The sequence below is a fragment of the Thermoplasma acidophilum DSM 1728 genome (assembly GCF_000195915.1).
Classification (GTDB): Archaea; Thermoplasmatota; Thermoplasmata; order Thermoplasmatales; family Thermoplasmataceae; genus Thermoplasma; species Thermoplasma acidophilum.
This window is the reverse complement of sequence record NC_002578.1, coordinates 1089849-1112582: the sequence shown is the minus strand read 5'-3', so window position 1 is coordinate 1112582 and position 22734 is coordinate 1089849. Positions and strand designations below refer to the sequence as shown.

Sequence of the window (22734 nt, the reverse complement as noted above, 5' to 3'; positions counted from 1 at the left end):
TCAGTGATGGTGTCCATGATCGTGCGTCGGAGCGGTTGCAGGGCTGACCTTGCCTTCGAGTATCAGCTTAAGGGCATCAGCAACTGGCATTTCCGGCACAATGTATACGTCCATTTTATTCTTTATGAAATTGAAGCCGGGTGATCCTATTTCGCTTAAGACCAGAGCGTTTGCCCCATGATCCAGGGCGGACTTCAGCATGAATACGCCGCGCGCCGCTGTTGCATTCAGGGCTGGATTGCTGTATTTCTCTATCAATCTCACGTTTCCTCCATCCGTCTCATATATCTGAACTTCCTCTGACTCTCCGGGGCCATTGACCCTGTCTCCTGAAACTGCTACTGCGAATTTCATAGATAGGTATGTCACTTAGCTATATAAATGTAATCGATATTCCGATATCATTCGCGATTGTAACAATGGGATCGATGGAATGCGTGGAAATGTGTGAGAGAGAACCACTAATGCGACGCGATTCCGCACAACGCTGCGCTTGCCGGGATCGGAAAAGTTGATAAAGTTATATACAATAAGCCATCACCGATAATTCCATCAGCAGATCCAACTGGTGGCCATACTGCAGGAGCTTCGGTTCCTGGCAGAACTGATCTGCCATAATGAGCCAGCCATCCGTTTGCAACTGCTGAAAGGGGATGATATAACAGGTGAATGCATGACGATATTTCAGGGTAAATCTGGTAAGAAAGCTACCGGCGGAAGCCTAAAGCAGTCCCGCAAGAAGAGAAGATTTGAGCTCGGAAGAGAGCCGACGCTGACGAAACTGGGAACAAAGACAGAGCGCAAGGTAATTCGCACAATGGGCGGAAATACAAAGGTTATACTTTTCACCGCAGAGACTGCCAATGTTTACGATGCATCAGAGAAGAAGATCAAGAAGGCGAAGATCATAACAGTGAAGGCGAATCCGGCCAACAGCCACTATGTGCAGAGGAACATAATAAATAAGGGTACGGTCATAGCCACGGAAATAGGGGACGCAGTAGTCACGTCCAGGCCCGGGCAGGACGGCGTCATAAACGCAAAGCTGCTGAAGTAAAATGAGGTGTGCGCTCTACCTTCAGTATTTTTCCAGGGATATACCCAGATCGAAGGGCAGGCGTCTCTCTAAGCGTTCTCTGGCTAACTTCTCGGAGGAGAGGCTTCGCAAGATCCTTGACGAGGCCGGCATAACTTATGAGGTTAGGGAATGCTACTATCCCAGGATACCCTGGCAGAAGACAAAGATGTATATCCTGGAATCAAATCTGAAGAAGAGCTCCATCATGAAGCTAATAGAAAAAAGGCTTTAGGCGTTCATCTGATTTTCCGGTTTCTTCTCTTGACCTCATAATAGGTAAGCGGATGTTTCATCCATTCTCTGTGGCAGAGAGGATCGTCATCCATATAGCACAGATGATTTGATCGCATTGTCTCACACTTCGGCGGAGTGTATTCTGTGCCGGATATCTCGCCAGATATGTGTTTTATCTGATATCTGGTTATGTTTTCGTCAAAATCCGGTGCATTCCTGAAATAGGGTACGATCTCATCTTCTGAGTAGCCAGCCTTGTGCAGAAAGCTGGCCAGCGCAAGCCTTCCCATGTGCGACACATTTACGCCGCTCTCAAGATTTTTTATGATCTCCTTCATGCAGGGCGGGAACATGCTCGCGTCGCCCTTGCCTGCGATCATCCGAACGTTGTGGGCCTTTCTGTAGCTTTCCCTGATCTTTTCGAGGTCATCCAATACGCTTTTTATAGTTTCTATGGCGTCTTCCTTCCTTATCTGATCAAGTGTGTCGAACATGAAGGAAACAAAGGCCTCTCTCAACACCTTGGCCATCACATCTTCATCGACATAGACGTAACCTTCTCTGACGATCTGGTTCGATAGCCTGTACTTCGATCCGGTAACCCTGCTTGCATAGGTGGCAAAATCCGCAACACCGATCCTATACAGATGGTCCTTTCCGATCTGCTCGCCAAAAACCGATATTTCTATGCCAAGCCTACTTCCAAACTCCTCAAGATCTTCATAATGCTCTACCAAACGCAACTGCTTTTCTACAGTGTCTCTCGCCTTAATGATGGTTCTGGCCGTTATGATGTTCTCGTCAAGTGCAGCCAGGATCCAGACGATGAAGGCTAGTTCCGCGTTCTCAATGGGGGAATAGGCCTGATCGCCCAGAACGGCACTCTCCACAAAGGCAAACGCTGCCTTCCGAATGGATGCGTATTCTGACAGTCCGTCGGAATGGCCGGATCCTGATATTGTGGTATCTGCGATCCTACGGATCAGTTCTCTGTCAAGTATCTGTTTCCTGTCCGGAAGTATCATGATACTTCTATCAGTTCGTATGTTGGCGCACTGGTTATCTTTTCGTACCCTTCCTTCGTCACAACAACGTCGTCTTCGATCCTCACTCCGCCGTATCCTGGAACATATATACCGGGCTCAACGGTAACAACCATGTTTGCCTTAAGCGGGAAGTCCATCGTCGGGGAAAGTGCTGGATGATCATGAACCTCGAGGCCGACTCCATGGCCCAGGGAATGAATGAAGCGCCCCTTGTATTTTGTGGAATCTATTATATTTCTGGCTGCAGCATCCACATCCTTGCCGTTCGCTCCTTCCCTTATGGCCTTCATTCCGGCAGCCTGTGCCTCCTTGACAGTATTGTACATCTCCTTCTGTTCTTCCGTAGCCTTTCCGAATACCACCGTCCTGGTTATATCCGAGCAGTATCCCATGTACCTGGCTCCGTAGTCCATTAGGACGAAATCGCCCCTCTTCAGCTTTGCCTGTCCGGGTGAATAGTGAGGCATGGCCGCATTCTGTCCGAATGCAACTATCGTATCGAATGACGGGCCTGAGGCTCCATTCTTCATCATCAGGTAAACGATCTTCGATGCAACCTCGTATTCGGTCATGCCCTCTTTCAGGCTATCCAAAACATCTGGCAGCACCTCACTGCCTATTTTTGCTGCCTCTCTTATTTTCTTCAGTTCCTCGGCCTGTTTTATCTTCCTCGCCTCAAGTATGCTTGCCGATACATCAAGGAATTCCTTATCAGGTACTATCCTCAGAAGCATCTTATACGATGACAGTGAGAGTGATTGATAGTTCAATCCAACCGTATTCACGTCTCTGAGCAATTCCCTGAGGATATTCTGAAAGTCTGTGGAATTCTTGAATATTCTTACATCCAGGCCTGTGGCCCTAGCAGCCTGTTCCTCAAGTTGTGATGTCACTATGGTCGTGCCATTTTTTCCAACGATAAGTGCAGAACCTTCAAATATGCCGTTTGTCGTTTGCGTCACATAGGTAAACGTCGGATCCCTTGCGCTCTCCGAGGCATTGTATATAAGAAGTGTGTCGACCTCTCTTGCGTATTCGAAAACTCTCTCTACATCCATGATGCAAGATTTTACCTGTGAATATAATCCTTTGCAATCCGGTGCGAATGGGCTGAAATGTATGGAGGTGTATGCATCATGGAAATGAAAATATACCTTATGGATATATGAATTCCATAATGGATGAGATCTCGCTACAGCAGGGTGTAAGGAGGATTCAAACCGGCGTAGGTTGCATCGATGCCTTACTCAATGGAGGACTGGAGGGCGGGATAATAACCGAGATCTTCGGAGAGGGTGGATCCGGAAAAACGAACATATGCATGATAGCATCATGCTCAGCGATGAGCCAGGGGCTGAAGGTTATATACATTGATTCAGAAGGGCTATCCCCTGAAAGATTCCTCGCGGTTTGCCGTTCGGATATCTCCATGTTCAAGCTCTTCAGGGTCTATTCTCTGGATGATCAGGAGGTGGCCATAATGAAAGCCTCCAAGATGGCTGACAGGGATCAGAAGATAGGCATGATCGTACTGGACTCCTTCTCGGAGTTCTTCAGGCTTGAAAAGAGCGATGACAGGCAGGCGAGGATAGCCGAATTTCAGAGGCAGCTGTCACTGCTCTCCTCCGTGGCGGCTAAGAAGAATATTCCGGTTCTGATCACTAACCAGATATATCAGGACATAGACAATGGAACGCTACTCCCGTTCGGTGGCTTCCTTGTCGATCATGCCATGAAGGCAATACTGAGGATAGAGAAGATGCCGGATGGCAGGCGAAGGATAACGGTGACAAAGCACAGATCCGTAAGGGAAGGTGTATCGGCAATGTTTCGCATAACGGATGACGGAGTTAGCTGTGAGGGATGATGCATGGGAACAGATATATCGGATATAGTTGTGAGCCACGAGACTTCTCTCAAGGATCAGGGCAATCAGACATTCTCGATAGATACATACAACATACTGTATCAGTTGCTGAGCAACGTAAGGCAGTATGATGGGATGCCACTGATGGATTCCCACGGCAATGTGACTTCGCACCTCTACGGCATATTCTACCGGACGATCAACCTTCTGGAAAACAGGATAAGGCCGGTATACGTGTTCGACGGAAAGCCAAGCCCACTGAAGAACAGGACTATAAGCGAACGGCAGATGATGAAGGAGAAGGCAAAGGCAGAACTGGAGGAGGCAATAGAGAGAGGCGAAGAAGATCTAAGGCAGTACTACTCTCGCATAAATTACATAACCCCGCAGATAGTCGATGACACGAAGAAACTCCTTGATTACATGGGGATACCTTACGTCGATGCACCATCTGAGGGTGAGGCCCAGGCCTCCTACATGACGAAGAAGAATGTCGATGGGGTCATATCCCAGGACTACGACTGCCTGCTCTTCGGAGCAAGAAAGATTCTGCGAAACTTCGCGATATACGGCCGCAGGAAGGTTCCAAGGAAGAATATATACAAGACCGTATACCCGGAGTACATAATACTGGATGAAGTGCTCTCTGCAAATCAGATAAACCAGGATCAGCTGATAGGCATAGGTATACTGGTCGGCACCGATTTCAACGAGGGGATAAAGGGAATAGGGGCAAAGAAGGCCCTTGCCCTGATAAAGAAGGAAGGCGACATTAAGTCTGTTTTGAAGCACATAGGCAAGAACATTGAGAACCTGGACGAGATAATAGACTTCTTCAAGAATCCTCCGGTAGTGGACTATGATTTCAAGTTCAGAAAGCCAGATACGGATGCAATAGAGCATTTTTTGTGCGATGAGCATGATTTCTCAAGGGAGAGGATAAGGGATCACCTGGAATCGCTGAGAAAGAATGATCAGGCGTCGACGCAGTTCAGGCTCGATAGTTTTGATTAACATAATCCTAATAAAATTTGTATTTACTAAATATTTATATAGATAAATGAATTACCGATAAAGGGGTGTACATTTGGATACGAACATAGCTTTCAGCGGAGAGGCGAAGATCAGATCCCTGGTATATACGTCGCTGGGGCACTTCACGAACGATTTCAACATACTCCTGTTTTCTGTACTGATAACTTATTATCATTCAGATTTTGGTATAAGCCTTGCGCTGCTTGGTGCGGTGGCCATAATTTACAGCATAATCAGCGGGTTGCTCAGCACACCCGTGGGGCGATATGCAGATAAAACACGCAGGTACAGGTTTCTCATGATGGTCGGTTTTATAATACTTGGTGTTTCTATATACCTGTTTGCCCTTTCGTTTGTCTCAGCAAGGATAGCGCTTCCCGTGATGATAGTTGCATCGATACTGTTTGGTTTTGGGCAGGCATTCTACCATCCACTTGGCAGCTCCATACTGAACCTCACGTATGGAAATGGATCGGCATCTGCATTGGGGATAAACGGGGCATTCGGAAGCATAGGGAGATCCGCTCTACCTGTAATACTTGTGCCTCTGATAATACTGGTCGGAGAAAAATACGCGCTGGTTATACTTGGCACGTACATGATCCTGGCCGGGATCATAATATACGCAGGCCTTGGATTCATAAGGGAACATGAGATACCTGAAAAATCAAGATCCGCAAGTTCATCAAAGAACCGCGACATGCTGTCAAGATATTCGGGTGTTCTGGCCATCATCGTGGCCATGGTGTTCATAAGGGCCATGTTCTTGACCGGTACGACCACATACATATCGCAGTTTGTACTGGACAGGGTTAAGTCGGAGACCATAATGAGCATAGTGCTTACAGTCAGCTTCCTCACGGCCGTCGGAGGGCAGCCATACTTCGGAAGGCTAACGCAGCGGCATGGGGGTAAGGTCACTATAGGACTGACAACTGGTCTTTCAACCCTCTTCTTCATCTTCTTCATGCTTGCCGGTACAAATCCCATCATAAATACGGTAACGTATGCCCTGTATGTATTCACGGCCTTTTCCGGTTTCCCAGTTCTCATGGGTTATGTTAACCAGATCGTTCCACGGGACATATCGACAACAGCCGGAGGTATGGTGTGGGGCCTAGGAAACACTGTTGGCGGTGGCATAGGCATAGCAGTGATATCCGTGCTGCTGTATTTCCACATAACGCTGGCCGAAACCATGTGGATAATGACCATATTCGGCGCGGTCTCTCTGGTCCTATTCCCGTTCATTCCCAGCAAAGATGCTGCTGCTAGATTGAAGGCATCATCCACGTGACGATCCGTTAAGGATCGCCGCCGGGTGGATGAGGGCATCGCACCTGAACATTTCATTTCAAACTGATAATGTTTATATGACGAAAAAATATATCGAACGGACAGGATGATCTAATGGCTAAGGGATCTGCAAATAATGTTAAGGTCAATCAGGATGCCGGCAAGAGTCAGCCGGAGAAAAAGGAAAATAAGGACTTCCAGTATATAGTACGTATCGCCAACAAAGATCTGAACGGAGAGCGCCTTCTGCCACTGGCACTGTCAGATCTGAAGGGTATAGGTGAAAGGCTGGGCTATGTTATAGCAGAGCGGCTGGATCTTCCAATAGATAAGAAGATCGGAGAACTCAAGGAAGAACAGCTGGAAAAGCTCAGAGAGTACGTAGAGGCCAAGGAATATGATCTTCCAGAATGGCTTCTGAACCACCGCAGGGAGCCGGTGACAGGCAAGAATCTAAATCTAGTTTCGACCGATCTTGAGATTCAGGTTCAGGAGGATATCAACCTGATGAAGAAGATAAGATCGTACAAAGGAATAAGGCATGAGAAGGGCAAGAAGGTAAGAGGCCAGAGGACAAGGTCAAACGGAAGGAAAGGGCTCAGTATCGGTGTAGTCAGAAAGAAGGAATGAGGTTGATAGTATGGGAGATCCTAAATTTCATCACAAGAAGTATTCAACGCCTCGCCATCCATGGGAGAAGGAGAGGATCGATGAAGAGAACAAGATCGTTGTCAAGTACGGTCTAAAGAACAAAAAGGAGATATGGAGGAGCGAGGCACTGCTTTCTTCGATAAGGTCTCAGGCAAGAGATCTGAGGGCAAGGCTTAGAACAAACGATGTAAATGCGCAGAAGCAGCTTGAAAGAATGATCAAGAGACTCAACAGATACAAGCTCCTCAGTGAGAATGCAACCCTTGATGATGTTCTATCACTCACGGTTGAGAACATACTTGACAGGCGTCTGCAGACCATAGTTTTCAGGAAGAATCTGGCCATAAGTGTGAGGCAGGCCAGGCAGCTCATAACCCACGGCCACATCTCGGTGGCTGGCAGGCGTGTCACAGTACCTGGCATGCTGGTGGAGGCCAAGGACGAGGATACCATAGCATATGAAGAGAATTCACCTGTGGCAAACGAGCTTCATCCAATCAGGCAGGCACTGCTGGCCCCCGCACAGAGATCTGCCGAGATGAAGGAGGGCCAGGGCGAGGCTTCGGAGGAGGGTGAGACAGATGAATAAGACTGGAATAGCCCATATCTATGCATCGCAGAACAACACTATAATACATGTAACTGATCCGACCGGCGCGGAGACCATCGCCATGGTTTCCGGCGGAATGGTCGTAAAGAATGACAGGGACCAGGCAAGCCCGTACGCGGCAATGAAAGCCGCCGATATGGTTTCCGAAGCCCTGAAAGAGAAGGAGATAACCGATCTCATAATAAAGGTACGTGCTCCGGGCGGAAACAAGTCAAAGATACCCGGTCCGGGTGCTCAGGCAGCCATAAGGGCCCTTTCCAGGGCAGGTTTGAAGATCGTCCGGATAGAGGAAGTGACTCCTATCCCCCACGATGGTACCAAGAAGAAGGGGGGAAAGAGAGGGAGAAGGGTCTGAATGGACGTTAAGATTTTCAAGCTCTCAGATAAATACATAAGATTCGAGATCGATGGCATAACGCCGTCTCAGGCAAACGCACTCAGAAGAACTCTGATAAATGATATCCCAAAGCTTGCCATAGAGAACGTCACATTTCACCACGGCGAGATCAGGGATTCTGAGGGAAATGTATATGACTCATCCCTACCGCTTTTCGATGAGATGGTGGCGCACAGGCTCGGTTTGATCCCTCTCAAAACGGATCTGACCATGAACTTCAGGGATCAATGTTCCTGCGGGGGCAAAGGTTGCTCTCTCTGTACCGTTACTTACTCAATAAACAAACTCGGACCCTCCACGGTGTTCTCTTCCGATCTTCAGGCTGTAAGCCATCCCGACCTTATCCCGGTGGATGGTGAGATCCCCATAGTGAAGCTCGGTCCAAAGCAGGCCATACTTATCACCGCGGAAGCCATCCTTGGAACAGCAAAGGAACATGCAAAATGGCAGGTCACATCCGGCGTTTCATATAAGTATCACAGGGAATTTCACGTTTCCAAGAAAGACTTTGAGGACTGGCAGAAGCTGAAGGGCGCCTGTCCGAAGTCCGTCATGTCAGAAACGGACACTGAGATAGTTTTCACGGACGATTTCGGCTGCAACGACCTGAACGTGCTGTTCGAATCCGATGGAGTCAATATGATAGAAGATGACAGCAGGTTCATCTTCCAGTTCGAAACGGACGGATCGCTTACCGCAAAAGAAACGCTTCTGTACGCACTCAACCGCCTCAAGGACAGATGGGACATACTTGTTGAGAGCCTTTCAGAGTGAGCAAATATCGAGACATTGCAAACACCGGCACAAAAGAATTTATATTTTTGATATTAATTCCGTAATGCCCTCAGGGCATTGATATGAAAAGCGGGTGTGGTGTAGCCTGGTAACACGCGAGCTTGCCAAGCTCGTGCCTCGGGTTCAAATCCCGACATCCGCATAGCTATCGATGTTAAATGCGTATAATCTATTTCTCATTCATCTCCTGTGGGTGGTCTTATGGTTGTAGGATCAACATAATCATTACAAAAAAGAACTGAAACGGGAATCTCCGACGCTTTAGCTGAGGAGCAACTCACATTATATATCATCGTAAGCCTTTCAAACTATGAGATTTATGATATTAAAGAATCATACAGAGAATCGCAGCGAAACTCGATATGAGCAATGCCAGTTTACATAAAATAACCACCCATCGGGAAGATGTAGAATAAAGAAAATAGAAGATAGTGAAATGAAGTCCCCATGCCCACTCTCGCTTTTAATGTAGAATATTAATTAAAAAACACAAGTGGAAAATCGAATCTTCAATTTGTCCATTTTTCTTTCATCCCGGATCCTCAGGATCGAAACCTTTCGGTTCGCCTTCGGGTAAGTCTCAATAGTTGTGAACCTAGGAGGGCAGAATCGGAGGGCTGTTCAATATGAGAATTTTCCATTCTGGACATCAAATTTGATGGGTCCGCTGACAAGCTCGGATGAATTGGAGGATTAAAATTAAGCTCAGTTCCTGTTTTTCTATTTCCTTTTAATTCTTGACCTTGCCTTCACCGTTGCTGTTGTTATTTTTGCTGCTCTCGTTCTTCGGTTCCGAGTTTTCAGGATTATCTTAGATAGTCACAGCGTCATCTTCGCTTTCTGACATACTCCCCTCGCTAAGGCTTCGGAGGTTCTAAGGTCTCCATCGTTCTTGGAGTTGCCTCTTTAGGGGTATCAGTGCTCCCTTTGCATACATCTCTGTCTGTATGCAATCGACCTGCGCTTTCCTTTAAAGAGGACGCAACGCTATATTGAACGAAGCGTTGGCGTCAGCGTGGTCAACGTGTCCGCATTTCGGGCACTTAAATGATTTATCTTCCCTAATACCTATGCTTCCACACCTAGAACACTCTTTCAATGTGTTTTTAGGATCAACACAGGTTAGGGGGATGCCATCTATCTTTGCTTTATATTTACTCAACCTGATATATTACAGCCATGAATACATGATTTTACAATTCATCTCCTCTCTAAAGATCGGAGCTTTCTTGCTACTTCTATTGTAAGGTATCACTGGAAGGCGGCTCATTTTAATCGTGTAACAAGTCTTTTGTTGGGGCTTCTGCTATTTTCGGTTCAAAATCTGAGAAGAGGTTTTTATTTTGTTCGTCCTGTTCCCTTACCTTGCTTGCTGACCCTCTGAAATACTGGCTAATATTCTGCTTCATTGATTCCGAGCCATATCTAATTTTCAGTCTTGTTTTGAAAAATAAAGGTTAAAAATTAACGAAAAGAGAGGTAAATGGTAATGCTGGAAAGGAAGAACATGATTATAATCCTAGACAATGCAAGCTGGCTGATAAGCTACGTCGAACAGAAGCTATGGTCTCTTTGAAAAAATGAACAACTAGAGAAAATGTTCAACTTTGACCGTATTTATCTGCTTCAATTATTAGAGCGCTCTATTGTTAACGACCTTCTTCCCTCGGTTGTTATCATAGTATCGTTCGGAAGGCGATCTAATTTCGATCATAAACGTAAACAGAATTGCTTACAATGCAACAGAATCCAGTATTTGGCACTTTCAGAGCGATTCGATCCTCTTGCGGTATCCTGATTTGCTATAGCCCTATAGATGAAGTAAAGCTTCTTTAAACCTCTTAACAATTAAAGATCCATATATCTGGGTGTTGTGGGATCTTCGATCTCCTCGAATCCAATCTTTTTTCCGGCCAGAGATCCACTGCTCTCGTCCATGGAAAAATCTATGCACATGCTCATTAATCTCTCCAAATATTACCTCACAGTTCTTCTCACTAACCATTATTATATCTTATCCATGCCATTCATGTTTATTCATCCTCTACGTTCACAAAAGTTATAACTCCTTGTGGGAGAAATTCACTTCTCTTGTTATAGAAGTTGACATAAAATTCGTAGCACTACGGGAGACACTGAGACCGATAAAAAAATTTAAATATTTTTTACAATTGTTTTTTTATGGGTCATGAAGATGTGTTAAACAAGAACATCTCCATTAAAGATATTCTTGGAGCAGTAGTTGGGGTTTTTGCATTTCTAGGGGTGTTTGCGATCCTAACTTCAGCTAATGGAATCCAGAATGTAAGCAACAGCGCCCAGAGTGTGACCTTTTTGCCGAGCATGATCAAGGGTCCAGGTGGCGGAGGAGGCGGGCCCTCCGTATCGTGGGCTTCAATGGAATTTAACATAATTAACAAAACACCTTGGTATAGCTTTTGGTACATAGTGGACTCTGACGAAATATCTTACTTTAACGTGACGAATTATTATTGGGGTGCTACAATTGCTAGTCCCCCTTCAGTATCGCTAACGGCTTACGTTTTATGGTTTCCTGGAGGAACAGTTTTGAACAAGAATGGTCCGTATTCATTCGTTAATGGAACAAATAGTAATGGTATCCAGTATGAGATTTTCTCTGCTGATGTTGAGATGGTAAATTATGCAATAATATACGGTGAAAACGGGCCAGTGAATAATATGTATACGAATATACTCGTTAATTACGAAGTGATGGGTAATGGAAATATCTACATCAAATACTGGGTGTCCTATAACAATGTAGTAAACTCGGAAGTTGCCGCTTGGATGGCAATTACTAATCTAGCGAAAGAGTTCGCACAATCCGGCGGAGGATAATTGGAGGAGAATAATGCAAATGGATAGAGCCAATTCATGGCATCGGCAGATAGCAGTTGAGGAGCATCAATAAAAGATACAAAATTTTATATCTGCTAAAATTATTTATCACTGGTACCTAGTCTGAAATATCAAAATGTGAGGGGCTGAAAAATGAAATTAAAAAGATTCTTGATATTGCTCACGTCCGTGCTTGCAATTGTTTCAGTAATTCTGCTGACCTTACCGCTTCTTGAGGCGTACAGCCTGAACAGTTCGCTCGTTGGCGGGGCGGTAAGTCCGGGAGCCACATACAGCTACAAGATGAACGCAGTGTTGATAAATTTTTACCATAATAATTCGATCAGCCATCTCCTAGGCAACTTTAGTTTTACCACTGGCTACATAAATATTACAATGGAAAATGGCTATGCAACGTTTTCTGTGAAACTGTACGGCCAGCCGGCAGGAGAAAATGTAACCCTTGCAGATTCGTTTGTACTGAAAGCCAGCGATCACTCCAGTCTCTTCGAGTCATTCTTTCCGTCAGGACTCGTGGAAGCAGGAGAATTTGTTAACGTGTTCAACAACACCGGTCAGTATTACGGCGCTGCGAGCGCATTCTCATCTGTAAATGTCGGCAAAGGCACTCTCTTTTCCACATCACAAATGGTGAAACTGATCAACGTTCCGGAACAGCCTTCCGGCTACTTCGAAAATGTGTCCCGGGAATTAAATGCGAACTCTGTCTATTACATCGAATCCCCGTCGCATTCCTTTCTTAGCCACATTGTTTTCACAGGTAATTCCACCGTCATCTCCGCTCTGCTCGGCTCATCGTCCGTCTCCAACGTGACTCTGCTTTATATCTCACTGGAAAAGACAGATGTTGCCGTCGAAACACTTAACGTAATGCATTATGTGATGCATTACATCGCTGTGGTGGTGATACTGTGGATTCTGGGTGTTGTCTACATGATCTCTCTGTACAGAAGAGTCTCGCTGAAACAGAGGAGATAGGATGGGGTCGGGATCCGCGGAAACGATTGTTTGCAGAAATCTAACAAAGGCGTTCAAAAAGCGCAGGATTCTGGACAATGTGAATTTCAGCCTCAGCGGCGGCGTCAACATTCTTGTTGGGGAGAATGGTGCAGGAAAAAGCACCCTTTTCTACCTGATAAGTGGCATAATGAAACCGGACGGCGGCATAGCCATGCTCAACGGGATAGACTCCTGGAAAAGCCATAGGCAGGCAATGAGAGGAGTTTCTTTCATGCCTGAAAAACCTTCTGTACTTGGGGGGACATCAGTGAGAGAACACATCTACTGGTTCTCGGCTTTGAACGGTACCGGTATGGAACGCATAATCGATTACCTGCATTTCTTTCGGGTCGATTACGTACTACAGGCCACTTTTCAGTCCCTGAGCTTGGGTGAAATGCAGCTTGTTATGATTGCATGCTATCTCAGCACTGAATCTTCAATTTTCATTCTTGATGAGCCAAATTCCAATGTGGACGTTCATAAGCGATCACTGGTATCTGAAGCGATTAGACAAAAGGCGGATAGATCCAACAGCCTGTTCCTGATTTCAACACATGTGCTTGACGAAATGCTGACGATCTATGATAGGATGCTGGTGCTGGATAAAGGTACCGTAAGATTTTCAGCGGAATTTGGAAAGGCATCCTTTGTGAGCGTACTCCGTACCAATAACAACAATCGAATGCTTGATTCCATCAGGGAATGGGATGGCAGTGCAGTGCTGATCAACGGCGCTATTTTCACGTCACTGGAAATAAAGAGATGCGCAGAAATAGCATCCGAAAATGGGGTTGTCATCATGTCTTATTTTCTTATACCTGCTGAAATGGTGAGGATCTATGGGTAGACTTGCATTTCTTAGATTGATCAGCGTTGAAATGGATCCGTACTTTCTTGTTGAACTTATTATTATCTTCTCTGTCTTTATAGCTGATTATTCGCTAATATTCTTGTATGGCACGCAGGCCGGAGGTTCCTCTTTACAGGTATATAATTTTACTGGTTCGCTCTTGAATTCCATCTACTTTCCTTATGTATTGGTGCTATCTTTGAATATTTTCATGGTAACCATTTTTCTCGAGAACGGAAAGATTCTCACATTTGTGGCATTTGGGAGGAGTGTAAGAAGGGTACTAACTTGCATGTTCCTCTGGGCGGTACTATATTCAACGGTTATAACTTCCCTTATTTTCACAGTAAATGTCTATTTCTTTGAATTCACAGAATCTCCAGTGGTCTTTGCAGAGATGGTGTTCTATCTTGCTTCGTTTTCAGTCCTGTTCACAGGTGCGGGATTTCTTATCGCCACTTCCATACGAAGCCCAATCGTTTCTGCAGGATCACTCATAGCTTTTTTCATCTTTATTTCACCCACCTTCTTCGGGAAAAATGCCGATACCAACTCTCTTTCTTTCGCCCTTACCGGATTCTCACACATAGGCCTTTACACACCGTTTTCGAATGTGTTTGTGGACGGGGGCATACTGGAATTTGTTATCGGTGCTGTCCTGTTTGCACTGGCGCTGATGATTATTGAAAGAAGGAGCCTTAAACCAATGAGGAGGTGAGAACGTGAGATGGAAGCAATTTCTGAGACTGACGGTTATTTCACTCGCATTCGTCGTGCTGTTTTCAAGTCTATGGTATTACTCTAGCTCACAAAACTCTCCTGCCAGGGTAGAAACCACAACCTATCTCGATTTTTATAACAGTACCTTCTCGAAGAACATACCCTTGTCGCTACCCGTTACAGAACAGATAGTTTCCTACGGTAGTGGAGGTGCCATCTCCTATTATGACGGGATCAAGATCAACGGCACAATCACGAATGCATGGGATGAATATGTCATCTATGTTAACTCATCATCCTCAAGCACCATGCTGGTATTGAACAACCTAAGTTATGGCAGCTACGGGAATTTGAGGCTATCACTCAGGCCAGGTTTTTACAACATAACTGCGATGTTCAGGATTAACATACCTCTAGAGAATGGCAAAAACCCTTCTGGCATTCAATATGAAATATGGCGAAATATTTCTGGCAATTTCATAACAATTCTTATCAAGCCTGATTCAACAATATATATCTATCCACTAGCTGCTTCTTTTTTTGCTGCGGCCATCCTTATGGGGTTGTCAATTTTAGAGATTCGAAGATTCAACAGAAATTTTAAGCGGAGATGAAGACTATTGCATAACGCATGCAGCAATATTTCGAAACTCATACCATATATTCTCCTTGAGTGTGTTAGGTAGAGGTAGAATAAACCTTCAAACCCCAGGTATCCTGCCGTTGCCTCCTGGCCATTTCTCGTTGTTTCAGGGGTTGCAATAAACCAATATTTTCACGGTACTTCATAGACTGCCCTTTTGACTTATCCAAGCCCAACTCTTAATAATATCCGCATAATTCTTTTCGGTAAAATTCCTTAAAATTTTTCATGAGGATCGGAAGTATTGAGGCGATGCACATAATTTCCATCTGGGTGCTAAACAGGCTTTGAATTTCTGCAATATCGTGATTTCGGCTTGCCTTTCTGGCATATTGCAGATCTGCGACATAGTGAATAGAATTCAGCATAAGCCAGCCATATTATGTAGGTTTATGCGCTATGCATTTATAACTAAACCTTTTATAACAATAATTAATATCTTCATGTGGTACAGTACAAGTGGATAGCACTCTCCAATACCAGTATCGGTGTGATGATGGCCTCCATCAACAGTACCATAATAATGATATCACTGCCGGCCATATTCAAGGGAATAGACATAAATCCTCTGGCCCCACAGTCGTTTGCCTATCTGCTGTGGATACTTATGGGATACAACATCGTTACGGCTACGCTCCTCGTAACATTCGGAAGGCTGTCGGATATATACGGGAGGATGCGTCTCTTCAATTACGGCTTTGCGGTGTTCACTGCAGGGTCGATCATGCTCTTCCTGACTCCCGGAAAGGGCAATACCGCAGCATTGGAGCTAATATCCTTCAGATTGATACAGGGTATCGGTGCTGCGTTCCTGTTTTCGAACAGCACAGCCATTCTTACGGATTCATTCCCATATAATGAAAGAGGAAAAGCTCTTGGCGTAAATCAGGTCATAGGGCTCTCCGGTTCATTTCTAGGTCTGATTCTGGGAGGCATCCTGGCCACAATAAACTGGCGTTATGTCTTCCTCGTGAGTGTACCCATAGGTGCATTCGGAACGGTGTGGAGTTTCCTGAAGCTCAGGGAGACTGGAAGCCTGAAGCACGACAGGATAGACATTGCAGGCAACTCCCTCTTTGCGGCCTCGCTCACGCTAATACTCATAGCCATAACATACGGTCTGATGCCATACCATGGTGCTCCGACAGGATGGTCAGATCCGTATGTCATCTCCGCACTTGCAATTGGTTTCGCGATGATGATAGGATTCATCTTTGTGGAACTCCATGTTTCCAGCCCGATGTTCAACCTTGCCCTTTTCAAAATAAGGGCATTTGCCCTCGGTAACTTATCCGCCCTTGCCAGTGCAATTGCCCGTGGCGGCGTAATGTTCATGCTGATAATATTCCTGCAGGGTATCTGGCTCCCGATACACGGGTATTCATATTCGTCTGTGCCGTTCTGGGCTGGCGTTTATATGATACCGATGACTGCAGGTTTCCTCGTTATGGGTCCGATCAGCGGTACGCTATCAGACAGATTTGGTGCTAGAGGCCTGGCCACTGCTGGTATGGCCATAGTGGCCGTCACATTCGTCCTGCTGGCGCTGCTCCCCTTTGACTTTAACTATGCAGAATTTGCAGTTTTAATCTTCCTTATGGGTATAGGAAACGGTATGTTCGCTGCGCCCAATACCAGCTCCATAATGAACTCTGTTCCGCCTGAGGTTAGAGGAGTGTCCAGCGGCATGCGATCAACGCTGCAGAATACCGGTATGACTGTTTCCATGGGCATATTCTTCACGATCGTTATAGTCTCGCTTTCGATCAGGATGCCGTCAACGCTCTCATCAGCACTCGGCAGCGTTGGTGCGGGCGTCCTGATACCGTACCTGACGAAGCTTCCGCCAACGTCTGCTCTCTTTGCGGCATTCCTGGGGTATGATCCGGTTCACACGATGCTGAGCTATCTTCCACCAACACTCATATCAAGCCTGAGCTCCTCCACAATCGCCGCCATGGAGAGCCACACCTGGTTCCCATACGCGCTCGCTCCAGCACTCATGGGCTCGCTCTCGGTTTCATTTTACATCGGTGCCATACTCTCTGCGTTTGCTGCCGTACTGTCGGCTCTGCGTGGCAAGCGTTTCATCAATCCGGAGGCCATGAAGCATGCAGAATTCGCCGATGAGAACACGACTGTCAAATCCGAAGACGCGAAGACAAAGATACCTGTGAGTCCTGGAAAAAGGGCATGAACACATACTTCAATCCAAACACAGAAGATCCTTTCAAGACGCTTTCAGGTTAGGCATGGTTGCCGGAAACGCCATCACATTTAGCATTCGCGGATGATATGAGACCATAATGCATTCCCTGAATTTCACTCATCTTCATAGATCGGAATTTTCTCGCTTTTATTTGTTATGATCGTAGGGCCAGCCACTCCCTGAATTTTTCACTCTGGGCGGGCGATAACGTGATATTCAATAAAGCATTGCATATGCATGGAATTCAAGAGCCTTACACCCTATGGCGAGGCTATCCGTATGGCATCAGGGTTGAGGATCAATGTCAGGGAGTCATACGTATCAGTGGCGGAATCTGTTGGGCGATACTGTTCACGGGACGTTGTGAGTCCTGTGGACTTTCCTGAGGCCGACAGGAGTGCAGTGGATGGAATAGCCCTGAGATATGAAGATAGCCTTAGCGCCTCCAGATCCAATCCCATTCAGCTATCGCTTGTCGGAGAGGTCAGGATCGGAGATTCTCCAGCTTTCAGGATTAATAGGGGAGAGTGTGCCATAGTCTATACGGGGTCACCGATTCCTGAAGGCGCCAACGCAGTCCTGATGAAGGAGGATGCATCCATCGGCAAATCCATGGTATCCGTATACAGGCAGATGAAGAAATTCCAGAACATATCGAGGGCAGGAGAGGATTTGAAGAGGGGAGATACGATAATAAAGAGAGGATCCAGGATCATGCCGTGGCACCTGCCGGCATTCATCGAATCCGGAATAGATAAGGTTCCGGTCATGGACGCAGAGATTGGCATAGTATCCACGGGCACCGAGATAGTCAGAGGTCTCGTCAAGAATTCAAGTGCCCCTATGCTGGAAGCAATGATCTCTAGGATGGGACTGAAATCAGCATTCTACGGAAATGTTGAGGATGATGAATCCAGGATCAGATCCGTGATCGAGGGGATGAAGTCAGACATCATAATAGTGACTGGAGGTTCAGGGCCAAGTTCACAGGATCTCGTACACGATATCATCGCGAGCAATGGACAGCTTATATTTCATGGCGTGCGAATGAAACCTGGCCGGACAACCGGTCTCGGCATGATGGACGGAAAGCCAGTATTCATGATCTCCGGCCTTCCTGTCGCCGCACTTATTGCATTTGAAAACATAATAGATCCGGCCATAAGGTCATGGTTCGGCATGAAATCCTTGGAAAGAAGGACTAGGCGTGGATACCTGACCAGATCCATTTTCAACAATGAGAACATGAGGATGTTTGTGAGGGTCAGAATGTTTGAAGAGGATGGTAAGACGATGGTGGAACCGATGCGAACCACCGGGTCGGGTGTGATAAATTCCGTCATATCCGCAGATGGCTATCTGGTGATAGAGGAGAACAGCGAAGGGTATCCGGAGGGCGCGGAGGTGGATGTTCTTGAAATAGGTGATGGGCTTTGAAGGTTTTTCACAGACTCGTTTCTGCTGAGGACGCCAGATCCATAATGGCTGGTGAGATGAGAAAGCTGATGAGGGTAGTGGAGGTGCCGATAGAGGAGGCGGTGGGGCTGACCGCAGCTGAGGATATATTCTCCCAGTATGATGTACCTCCGTTTGACAGGTCAGAGGTTGACGGCTTCGCTGTGGATCATGCCGATGTGGACGGAGCTCAGGAAGACGCCCCTGTTACTCTCAGGATAGCCGGCAGCATATCTCCCGGGGAAACGGGAAACGTAACCGTGGAGAGGGGAAAGGCCGTCTACATAGCAACAGGGTCGGTCATGCCAAAGGGATCAGATGCGGTCGTGATGGTAGAGGATACAAGGCAGCATGGGGATTATGTTGATATCTACAGATCCGTATACCCTGGAGAGAACGTTGCATTCGCCGGCACAGATATCTCGCTAGGTGACATAATAGCCAAAGCAGGAACAGTCCTTACTCCAGAAAAGCTTGCCACGCTTGCTGCATCAGGTGTGGCCAGGGTACGCGTGTTCGACAGGATACGCATCGGGATATTCTCAACGGGCAACGAGATCGTCAGGCCAGGAACGAATCTGAAGCTCGGCCAGATATTCGATGTGAATGGATATTATTTCCAGACAAAGCTCAGCTCCAGCGGTGGAGTGCATGCGGTATTCCTCGGCTCTGTTCCTGATCGGGAAGACGATATGGTGAAGATCATAAGGGATAACTTAGATTCATTCGATATTCTGATGGCTTCAGGATCTACTTCAGCAGGTTTCTTGGATATGCTCTACAGGGTGATCGAGAAGGTCGGTGGCAGCATACTGTTCCACGGAATAAACATGAGGCCGGGAAAGCCAACCTTCTTCGGAAGGATAGGCGAGAAACTTTTCATAGGCATGCCTGGTTTTCCCCTTTCCTCGGCTGTTATACTGAACTACATCGTGATACCGTCGATCCGAAAGGCTATTTCCGGGGATTTTGAAAGGCCAAGGGTGGTGAAGGTGCCTGTTAAGATAGCGCCTGATCACATGCAGGAAACGGTTTACCCTGCCATAATAACAAGAAATGGCTATGCTTTCCCGATAATGGGCAACTCAGGTTCAATAAGCAGGATCAGATTTGCCGATGGCTTCATAGCGATACCTGGTGATCTCAAATATGTGGATCCAGGCGATAACGTACTTTATTATCCGCTCAATGAAAGAGAGGCCTCCGTAATATGTATCGGAAGCAGCGACCCCCTCATGGAAATGGCGGTGCTGGAAACGGACAGAAATGCGAAGATAGTAAACATGGGATCATGGGGCGGGGTCAACGCGATGAGAATAGGCATCGCGGATGTATCCGGCATACACATATTGAAGAATGGAACCTACAACATACCTGTGCTTGACGAAAGCCTGAAGGAACGTGCTATGCTCATCAGAGGATTCAGCAGAAACAGGGGGTTCCTCTCGAAGTCAGGCATATCGTCATTCGAAGAGATACTTGACAGGGGTCTCACGTTCGTGAACAGAAACAAGGGTTCCGGTACAAGGGATCTGATCGAAGAGATGATAGGGAACAACGAGAAGATAAGGACCTCGATGCACGGCTACCTGTGGGAATCACCATCGGAGGCCGGAGTTGCGCAGGCGGTGGCGCAGGACCGTGCTGATGCTGGAGTGGGCCTGGAGTTCTACGCGGTAAAACTGGGCCTCAAGTACCACCACATAAAGAAGGAAAACTACGATATCCTCATATCCAGAGAATTCTACGCTTCCGATGCCGGTAAATTATTCATAAAAGCGCTCAAATCACTCAGGGGAATGGAATCGAAGTATCCGGGATACGAAATACCTGAAAACATAGGGGAGGTAATTGCTTGAGACGGGATCATGCGATCAATTCTGCAGAATCACCGCAGATCGAAACTTCCTGAGATCGTGTATCCTTCGAACACGCTCATAGGCCTCATGCCGAACGTCTTCAGAGACCTGGATGTATCCATAGTGTAATTGCCAAGATCCTCTCCGCTGTCCTCAAGGGTACATTTGAGCCCGGCCATATCGCAGAGACGCTTTGCAAAATCGTATGCTGTACTGGCATCTGAAGCCACATTGTATACACCGGATATATTTCGTTCGATGGATCTCATTATGAATGATGAAAGATCCGCATTTCTGATGAAATTTCTGATCGTACTTTTAGACAATGACAGGCGCATTCCCGATCTGACCATGTTCAGGACATTCGTGTAGAGATTCACCGAGCAGAGGCCTATGATGAAACCTGTCCGGAAAATGGCATCCCTTTCTTGATTCATCAGACTCTCCGCGGTCAGGAAGATCCTGCCTTCATCCGTGATCGGTTCTGTGCGTGAATCCTCGGCCTTGGGATCGTTGGAAGGGGTGTAAACAAGATCGGATGAGATCAATATGTATCTGTCCGCATCCAACTCCTTTCTGGCTATACCGATCGCCGCCAGTGCATTCTCAGGCTTTGCATTGGTCACAATAACCGCATCGTAATGGAATTTCCTGTGCGCTTCTACGGATCTTGAAATCACCGCTGGATCGCTGCCAAAAAGTGCATCAACCTGGTTACCATTTTCAAGCGCGAATTTTACCAGATTGAATCCTGAAACGGAATTTCCGTCAGTTATCAGTATCCTTGCCGTATACCCGTTATCCCTATCTCCTATGTTAGCTTTACCGGTTATGCCTTCACGTGTCTGCGGTTCCCATGGAGAGATACTCTGCCATCTCCTTGTACGTCTTTATTAATGTCACCTCGGTTATGCCAGTCTTCTTTACGACGTATCTCTGAACGAGATGTTTCGACAGCCTTTCCGATGCAAGGTATATTGCAGATATTGCGATGGTTGATGGAGCCTTTCTCATTATCCTCATTTCACGCGAGAACTGCTGAACAAGCGCTATGGCCTCGCTCCTCACATCATTGTCCACGTTGAGAAGCTCGGAGTACCGTTCGACAAAATCCATCGGCCTGGCCGATATAGACGGGGTCTTCATATTCTTGACTATGGCATTCTCTGTTCTCCATACGCGTGATGGATCCGTGTGCATGCTTCTGGCTATGTACTTGAGCGTCATTGGGTTTGCCTGCCTCCTTGATGCTATCAAAAGGCATGCTGCGAGAACAGCGACACAGCCCCTGCCACGGGAAACACCTCTTGAAGAGCTCTCAAGGTAGAGCTTCAAGGCGTCCACAATAACATTCTCCGGAAGGTCTGCCATCAGTCCGGATCTCTTCAGGTATGGAGCTATTCTGTTCAGGTTTTCATCCTTTGATATATTCTCTGGAATCCTCAATCCCTTGTATCTCTTCAGTCTGCCCAGAAAACTGGATACAAGTTCATCTCTATCTAAATCTGTTTCTGGTCTCTCCACATATGCATATAGAAACAATGATATATAAACATAATGTAATTATTTGACATATCACATCATTTTAGGGGCGTCGGAACAGGCAAATAACGGTTCACTATGGGAAAATTCAAGGACCCGCGAGAACGCCATAGGGATCCGGCCGTCAGGAACAATGAAAACGCCTCGAGCAATGGAAAAATTCAATATCCAGGGCAAGCGATCCCTTCTGAAAAAGTTAGGAGTTTGTTGGAAGATGTAAAACTCCTATCTTCAGAGATGAGATACGCAAACTTCCCCCAATAGAAAAGTCCGTATCCGATTGATCAAGATCCAACGCTGAGGCACAGGTGCAGCTCATCCGCCAGAAACGTGAGGCATTATTGCCACGACGTCCCCATCTGAAAGGGCCTCGCCACGATCTGCGTATCTGTAGTTTCTGGCCACAAATAGATTTTTCTCATTGAATATCCCCGGATAGCGGGCCATGAGCATATCTATGAGATCGGATATGCGCTTGCCCTGATCCAGCTGGATCTTCTCGCTATCCTTGCCCACCCTCTCGCGATAGTAGGCAAAGTACTTCACGGTCACATCCATCTGAACG

At 46.5% G+C, this 22734-nt stretch carries 24 protein-coding genes and 1 tRNA gene; 18 read left to right on the top strand and 7 right to left on the bottom strand.

Annotation, left to right across the window (positions count from 1 at the left end; all coding sequences use genetic code 11):
- Positions 1 to 354 carry a NifB/NifX family molybdenum-iron cluster-binding protein gene (locus TA_RS05390; protein WP_010901452.1) on the bottom strand — a complete coding sequence of 118 codons (354 nt, stop codon included), beginning with the start codon at positions 352 to 354 and terminating at the stop codon, positions 1 to 3.
- A gap of 319 nt (positions 355 to 673) precedes the next feature.
- On the opposite strand from TA_RS05390, the gene TA_RS05385 reads away from it, so the two are divergent.
- The gene (locus TA_RS05385; protein ID WP_010901451.1) at positions 674 to 1057 is read left to right on the top strand and encodes a 30S ribosomal protein S8e; all 384 of its coding nucleotides are present in this window, start codon (positions 674 to 676) and stop codon (positions 1055 to 1057) included.
- 1 nt (position 1058) lies between these two features.
- The gene (locus TA_RS05380; protein WP_010901450.1) at positions 1059 to 1310 is read left to right on the top strand and encodes a signal recognition particle subunit SRP19/SEC65 family protein; all 252 of its coding nucleotides are present in this window, start codon (positions 1059 to 1061) and stop codon (positions 1308 to 1310) included.
- Between the two features lie 4 nt (positions 1311 to 1314).
- Here the strand turns inward: TA_RS05380 and priL are convergent, their stop codons facing one another.
- Complete coding sequence (priL, locus tag TA_RS05375; RefSeq protein ID WP_010901449.1) at positions 1315 to 2337, bottom strand: DNA primase regulatory subunit PriL; 1023 nt, start codon at positions 2335 to 2337, stop codon at positions 1315 to 1317.
- On the bottom strand, positions 2334 to 3416 hold the full coding sequence (locus TA_RS05370; RefSeq protein ID WP_010901448.1) for an aminopeptidase P family protein: 1083 nt from the start codon (positions 3414 to 3416) through the stop codon (positions 2334 to 2336). Before TA_RS05370 ends, priL begins: the two co-directional genes overlap by 4 nt.
- A 119-nt stretch (positions 3417 to 3535) precedes the next feature.
- On the opposite strand from TA_RS05370, the gene radB reads away from it, so the two are divergent.
- From radB to TA_RS05330, 8 genes are all read left to right on the top strand, one after another.
- A complete protein-coding gene (gene radB / locus TA_RS05365) occupies positions 3536 to 4225 on the top strand; it encodes a DNA repair and recombination protein RadB (RefSeq protein WP_048162368.1) in 690 nt (229 codons plus the stop codon).
- 3 nt (positions 4226 to 4228) lie between these two features.
- Positions 4229 to 5239, top strand: a complete 1011-nt coding sequence (gene fen, locus TA_RS05360) for a flap endonuclease-1 (RefSeq protein WP_010901446.1) — start codon at positions 4229 to 4231, stop codon at positions 5237 to 5239.
- A gap of 73 nt (positions 5240 to 5312) precedes the next feature.
- On the top strand, positions 5313 to 6557 hold the full coding sequence (locus tag TA_RS05355) for an MFS transporter (RefSeq protein ID WP_010901445.1): 1245 nt from the start codon (positions 5313 to 5315) through the stop codon (positions 6555 to 6557).
- 113 nt (positions 6558 to 6670) lie between these two features.
- On the top strand, positions 6671 to 7186 hold the full coding sequence (locus TA_RS05350) for a 30S ribosomal protein S13 (RefSeq protein WP_010901444.1): 516 nt from the start codon (positions 6671 to 6673) through the stop codon (positions 7184 to 7186).
- Between the two features lie 10 nt (positions 7187 to 7196).
- Positions 7197 to 7796 carry a 30S ribosomal protein S4 gene (locus TA_RS05345; protein ID WP_010901443.1) on the top strand — a complete coding sequence of 200 codons (600 nt, stop codon included), beginning with the start codon at positions 7197 to 7199 and terminating at the stop codon, positions 7794 to 7796.
- A complete protein-coding gene (locus TA_RS05340; protein WP_048162364.1) occupies positions 7789 to 8172 on the top strand; it encodes a 30S ribosomal protein S11 in 384 nt (127 codons plus the stop codon). Before TA_RS05345 ends, TA_RS05340 begins: the two co-directional genes overlap by 8 nt.
- On the top strand, positions 8173 to 8988 hold the full coding sequence (locus tag TA_RS05335; protein WP_010901441.1) for a DNA-directed RNA polymerase subunit D: 816 nt from the start codon (positions 8173 to 8175) through the stop codon (positions 8986 to 8988). It abuts the gene before it with no gap.
- Positions 8989 to 9078: 90 nt separating this feature from the next.
- Positions 9079 to 9151: transfer RNA gene (locus TA_RS05330), tRNA-Gly, on the top strand.
- An 828-nt stretch (positions 9152 to 9979) separates the two neighbouring features.
- Here TA_RS05330 and TA_RS08440 read toward each other — a convergent pair.
- A complete protein-coding gene (locus TA_RS08440) occupies positions 9980 to 10171 on the bottom strand; it encodes a zinc ribbon domain-containing protein (RefSeq protein WP_197525258.1) in 192 nt (63 codons plus the stop codon).
- 1019 nt (positions 10172 to 11190) lie between these two features.
- On the opposite strand from TA_RS08440, the gene TA_RS05325 reads away from it, so the two are divergent.
- The 8 genes from TA_RS05325 to TA_RS05285 all read left to right on the top strand — a co-directional run bounded on the left by TA_RS05325 (position 11191) and on the right by TA_RS05285 (position 20627).
- Entirely contained in the window at positions 11191 to 11868 is a 678-nt protein-coding gene (locus tag TA_RS05325) for a hypothetical protein (RefSeq protein WP_010901440.1), read from the top strand.
- Positions 11869 to 12021: 153 nt separating this feature from the next.
- Positions 12022 to 12867 carry a hypothetical protein gene (locus tag TA_RS05320; protein ID WP_048161932.1) on the top strand — a complete coding sequence of 282 codons (846 nt, stop codon included), beginning with the start codon at positions 12022 to 12024 and terminating at the stop codon, positions 12865 to 12867.
- 1 nt (position 12868) lies between these two features.
- The gene (locus tag TA_RS05315) at positions 12869 to 13738 is read left to right on the top strand and encodes an ATP-binding cassette domain-containing protein (RefSeq protein WP_010901438.1); all 870 of its coding nucleotides are present in this window, start codon (positions 12869 to 12871) and stop codon (positions 13736 to 13738) included.
- A gap of 202 nt (positions 13739 to 13940) precedes the next feature.
- Positions 13941 to 14459, top strand: a complete 519-nt coding sequence (locus TA_RS05310; RefSeq protein ID WP_162053259.1) for a hypothetical protein — start codon at positions 13941 to 13943, stop codon at positions 14457 to 14459.
- 4 nt (positions 14460 to 14463) lie between these two features.
- Positions 14464 to 15075, top strand: coding sequence for a hypothetical protein (locus TA_RS05305; protein ID WP_156778524.1), 612 nt, complete (start codon positions 14464 to 14466; stop codon positions 15073 to 15075).
- A 474-nt stretch (positions 15076 to 15549) separates the two neighbouring features.
- Positions 15550 to 17301 (top strand): MFS transporter, encoded by a 1752-nt coding sequence (locus TA_RS05295; protein WP_010901435.1) that lies wholly within the window; start codon positions 15550 to 15552, stop codon positions 17299 to 17301.
- Positions 17302 to 17550: 249 nt separating this feature from the next.
- Positions 17551 to 18750, top strand: coding sequence for a molybdopterin molybdotransferase MoeA (locus TA_RS05290; protein WP_010901434.1), 1200 nt, complete (start codon positions 17551 to 17553; stop codon positions 18748 to 18750).
- Positions 18747 to 20627, top strand: a complete 1881-nt coding sequence (locus TA_RS05285; RefSeq protein WP_010901433.1) for a molybdopterin biosynthesis protein — start codon at positions 18747 to 18749, stop codon at positions 20625 to 20627. The genes TA_RS05290 and TA_RS05285 overlap by 4 nt, the downstream gene beginning before the upstream one ends.
- A gap of 29 nt (positions 20628 to 20656) precedes the next feature.
- On the opposite strand, the gene TA_RS05280 is transcribed toward TA_RS05285, so the two are convergent.
- The 3 genes from TA_RS05280 to TA_RS05270 form a co-directional block, all read right to left on the bottom strand.
- A complete protein-coding gene (locus tag TA_RS05280; protein WP_048161923.1) occupies positions 20657 to 21307 on the bottom strand; it encodes an NAD-dependent epimerase/dehydratase family protein in 651 nt (216 codons plus the stop codon).
- Positions 21308 to 21464: 157 nt separating this feature from the next.
- Entirely contained in the window at positions 21465 to 22151 is a 687-nt protein-coding gene (locus TA_RS05275; protein ID WP_010901431.1) for a transcription initiation factor IIB family protein, read from the bottom strand.
- A 333-nt stretch (positions 22152 to 22484) separates the two neighbouring features.
- The gene (locus TA_RS05270) at positions 22485 to 22727 is read right to left on the bottom strand and encodes a MoaD/ThiS family protein (protein WP_048161921.1); all 243 of its coding nucleotides are present in this window, start codon (positions 22725 to 22727) and stop codon (positions 22485 to 22487) included.
- Positions 22728 to 22734 lie beyond the last annotated feature (7 nt).

Excerpts from the sequence above, each read along its gene's own strand:
- TA_RS05390 (WP_010901452.1), bottom strand. The coding sequence starts at position 354 with ATGAAATTCGCAGTAGCAGTTTCAGGAGACAGGGTCAATGGCCCCGGA.
- TA_RS05385 (WP_010901451.1), top strand. The coding sequence starts at position 674 with ATGACGATATTTCAGGGTAAATCTGGTAAGAAAGCTACCGGCGGAAGC.
- TA_RS05380 (WP_010901450.1), top strand. The coding sequence starts at position 1,059 with ATGAGGTGTGCGCTCTACCTTCAGTATTTTTCCAGGGATATACCCAGA.
- priL (WP_010901449.1), bottom strand. The coding sequence starts at position 2,337 with ATGATACTTCCGGACAGGAAACAGATACTTGACAGAGAACTGATCCGT.
- TA_RS05370 (WP_010901448.1), bottom strand. The coding sequence starts at position 3,416 with ATGGATGTAGAGAGAGTTTTCGAATACGCAAGAGAGGTCGACACACTT.
- radB (WP_048162368.1), top strand. The coding sequence starts at position 3,536 with ATGGATGAGATCTCGCTACAGCAGGGTGTAAGGAGGATTCAAACCGGC.
- fen (WP_010901446.1), top strand. The coding sequence starts at position 4,229 with ATGGGAACAGATATATCGGATATAGTTGTGAGCCACGAGACTTCTCTC.
- TA_RS05350 (WP_010901444.1), top strand. The coding sequence starts at position 6,671 with ATGGCTAAGGGATCTGCAAATAATGTTAAGGTCAATCAGGATGCCGGC.
- TA_RS05345 (WP_010901443.1), top strand. The coding sequence starts at position 7,197 with ATGGGAGATCCTAAATTTCATCACAAGAAGTATTCAACGCCTCGCCAT.
- TA_RS05340 (WP_048162364.1), top strand. The coding sequence starts at position 7,789 with ATGAATAAGACTGGAATAGCCCATATCTATGCATCGCAGAACAACACT.
- TA_RS05335 (WP_010901441.1), top strand. The coding sequence starts at position 8,173 with ATGGACGTTAAGATTTTCAAGCTCTCAGATAAATACATAAGATTCGAG.
- TA_RS05325 (WP_010901440.1), top strand. The coding sequence starts at position 11,191 with ATGGGTCATGAAGATGTGTTAAACAAGAACATCTCCATTAAAGATATT.
- TA_RS05320 (WP_048161932.1), top strand. The coding sequence starts at position 12,022 with ATGAAATTAAAAAGATTCTTGATATTGCTCACGTCCGTGCTTGCAATT.
- TA_RS05315 (WP_010901438.1), top strand. The coding sequence starts at position 12,869 with ATGGGGTCGGGATCCGCGGAAACGATTGTTTGCAGAAATCTAACAAAG.
- TA_RS05290 (WP_010901434.1), top strand. The coding sequence starts at position 17,551 with ATGGAATTCAAGAGCCTTACACCCTATGGCGAGGCTATCCGTATGGCA.
- TA_RS05270 (WP_048161921.1), bottom strand. The coding sequence starts at position 22,727 with ATGGATGTGACCGTGAAGTACTTTGCCTACTATCGCGAGAGGGTGGGC.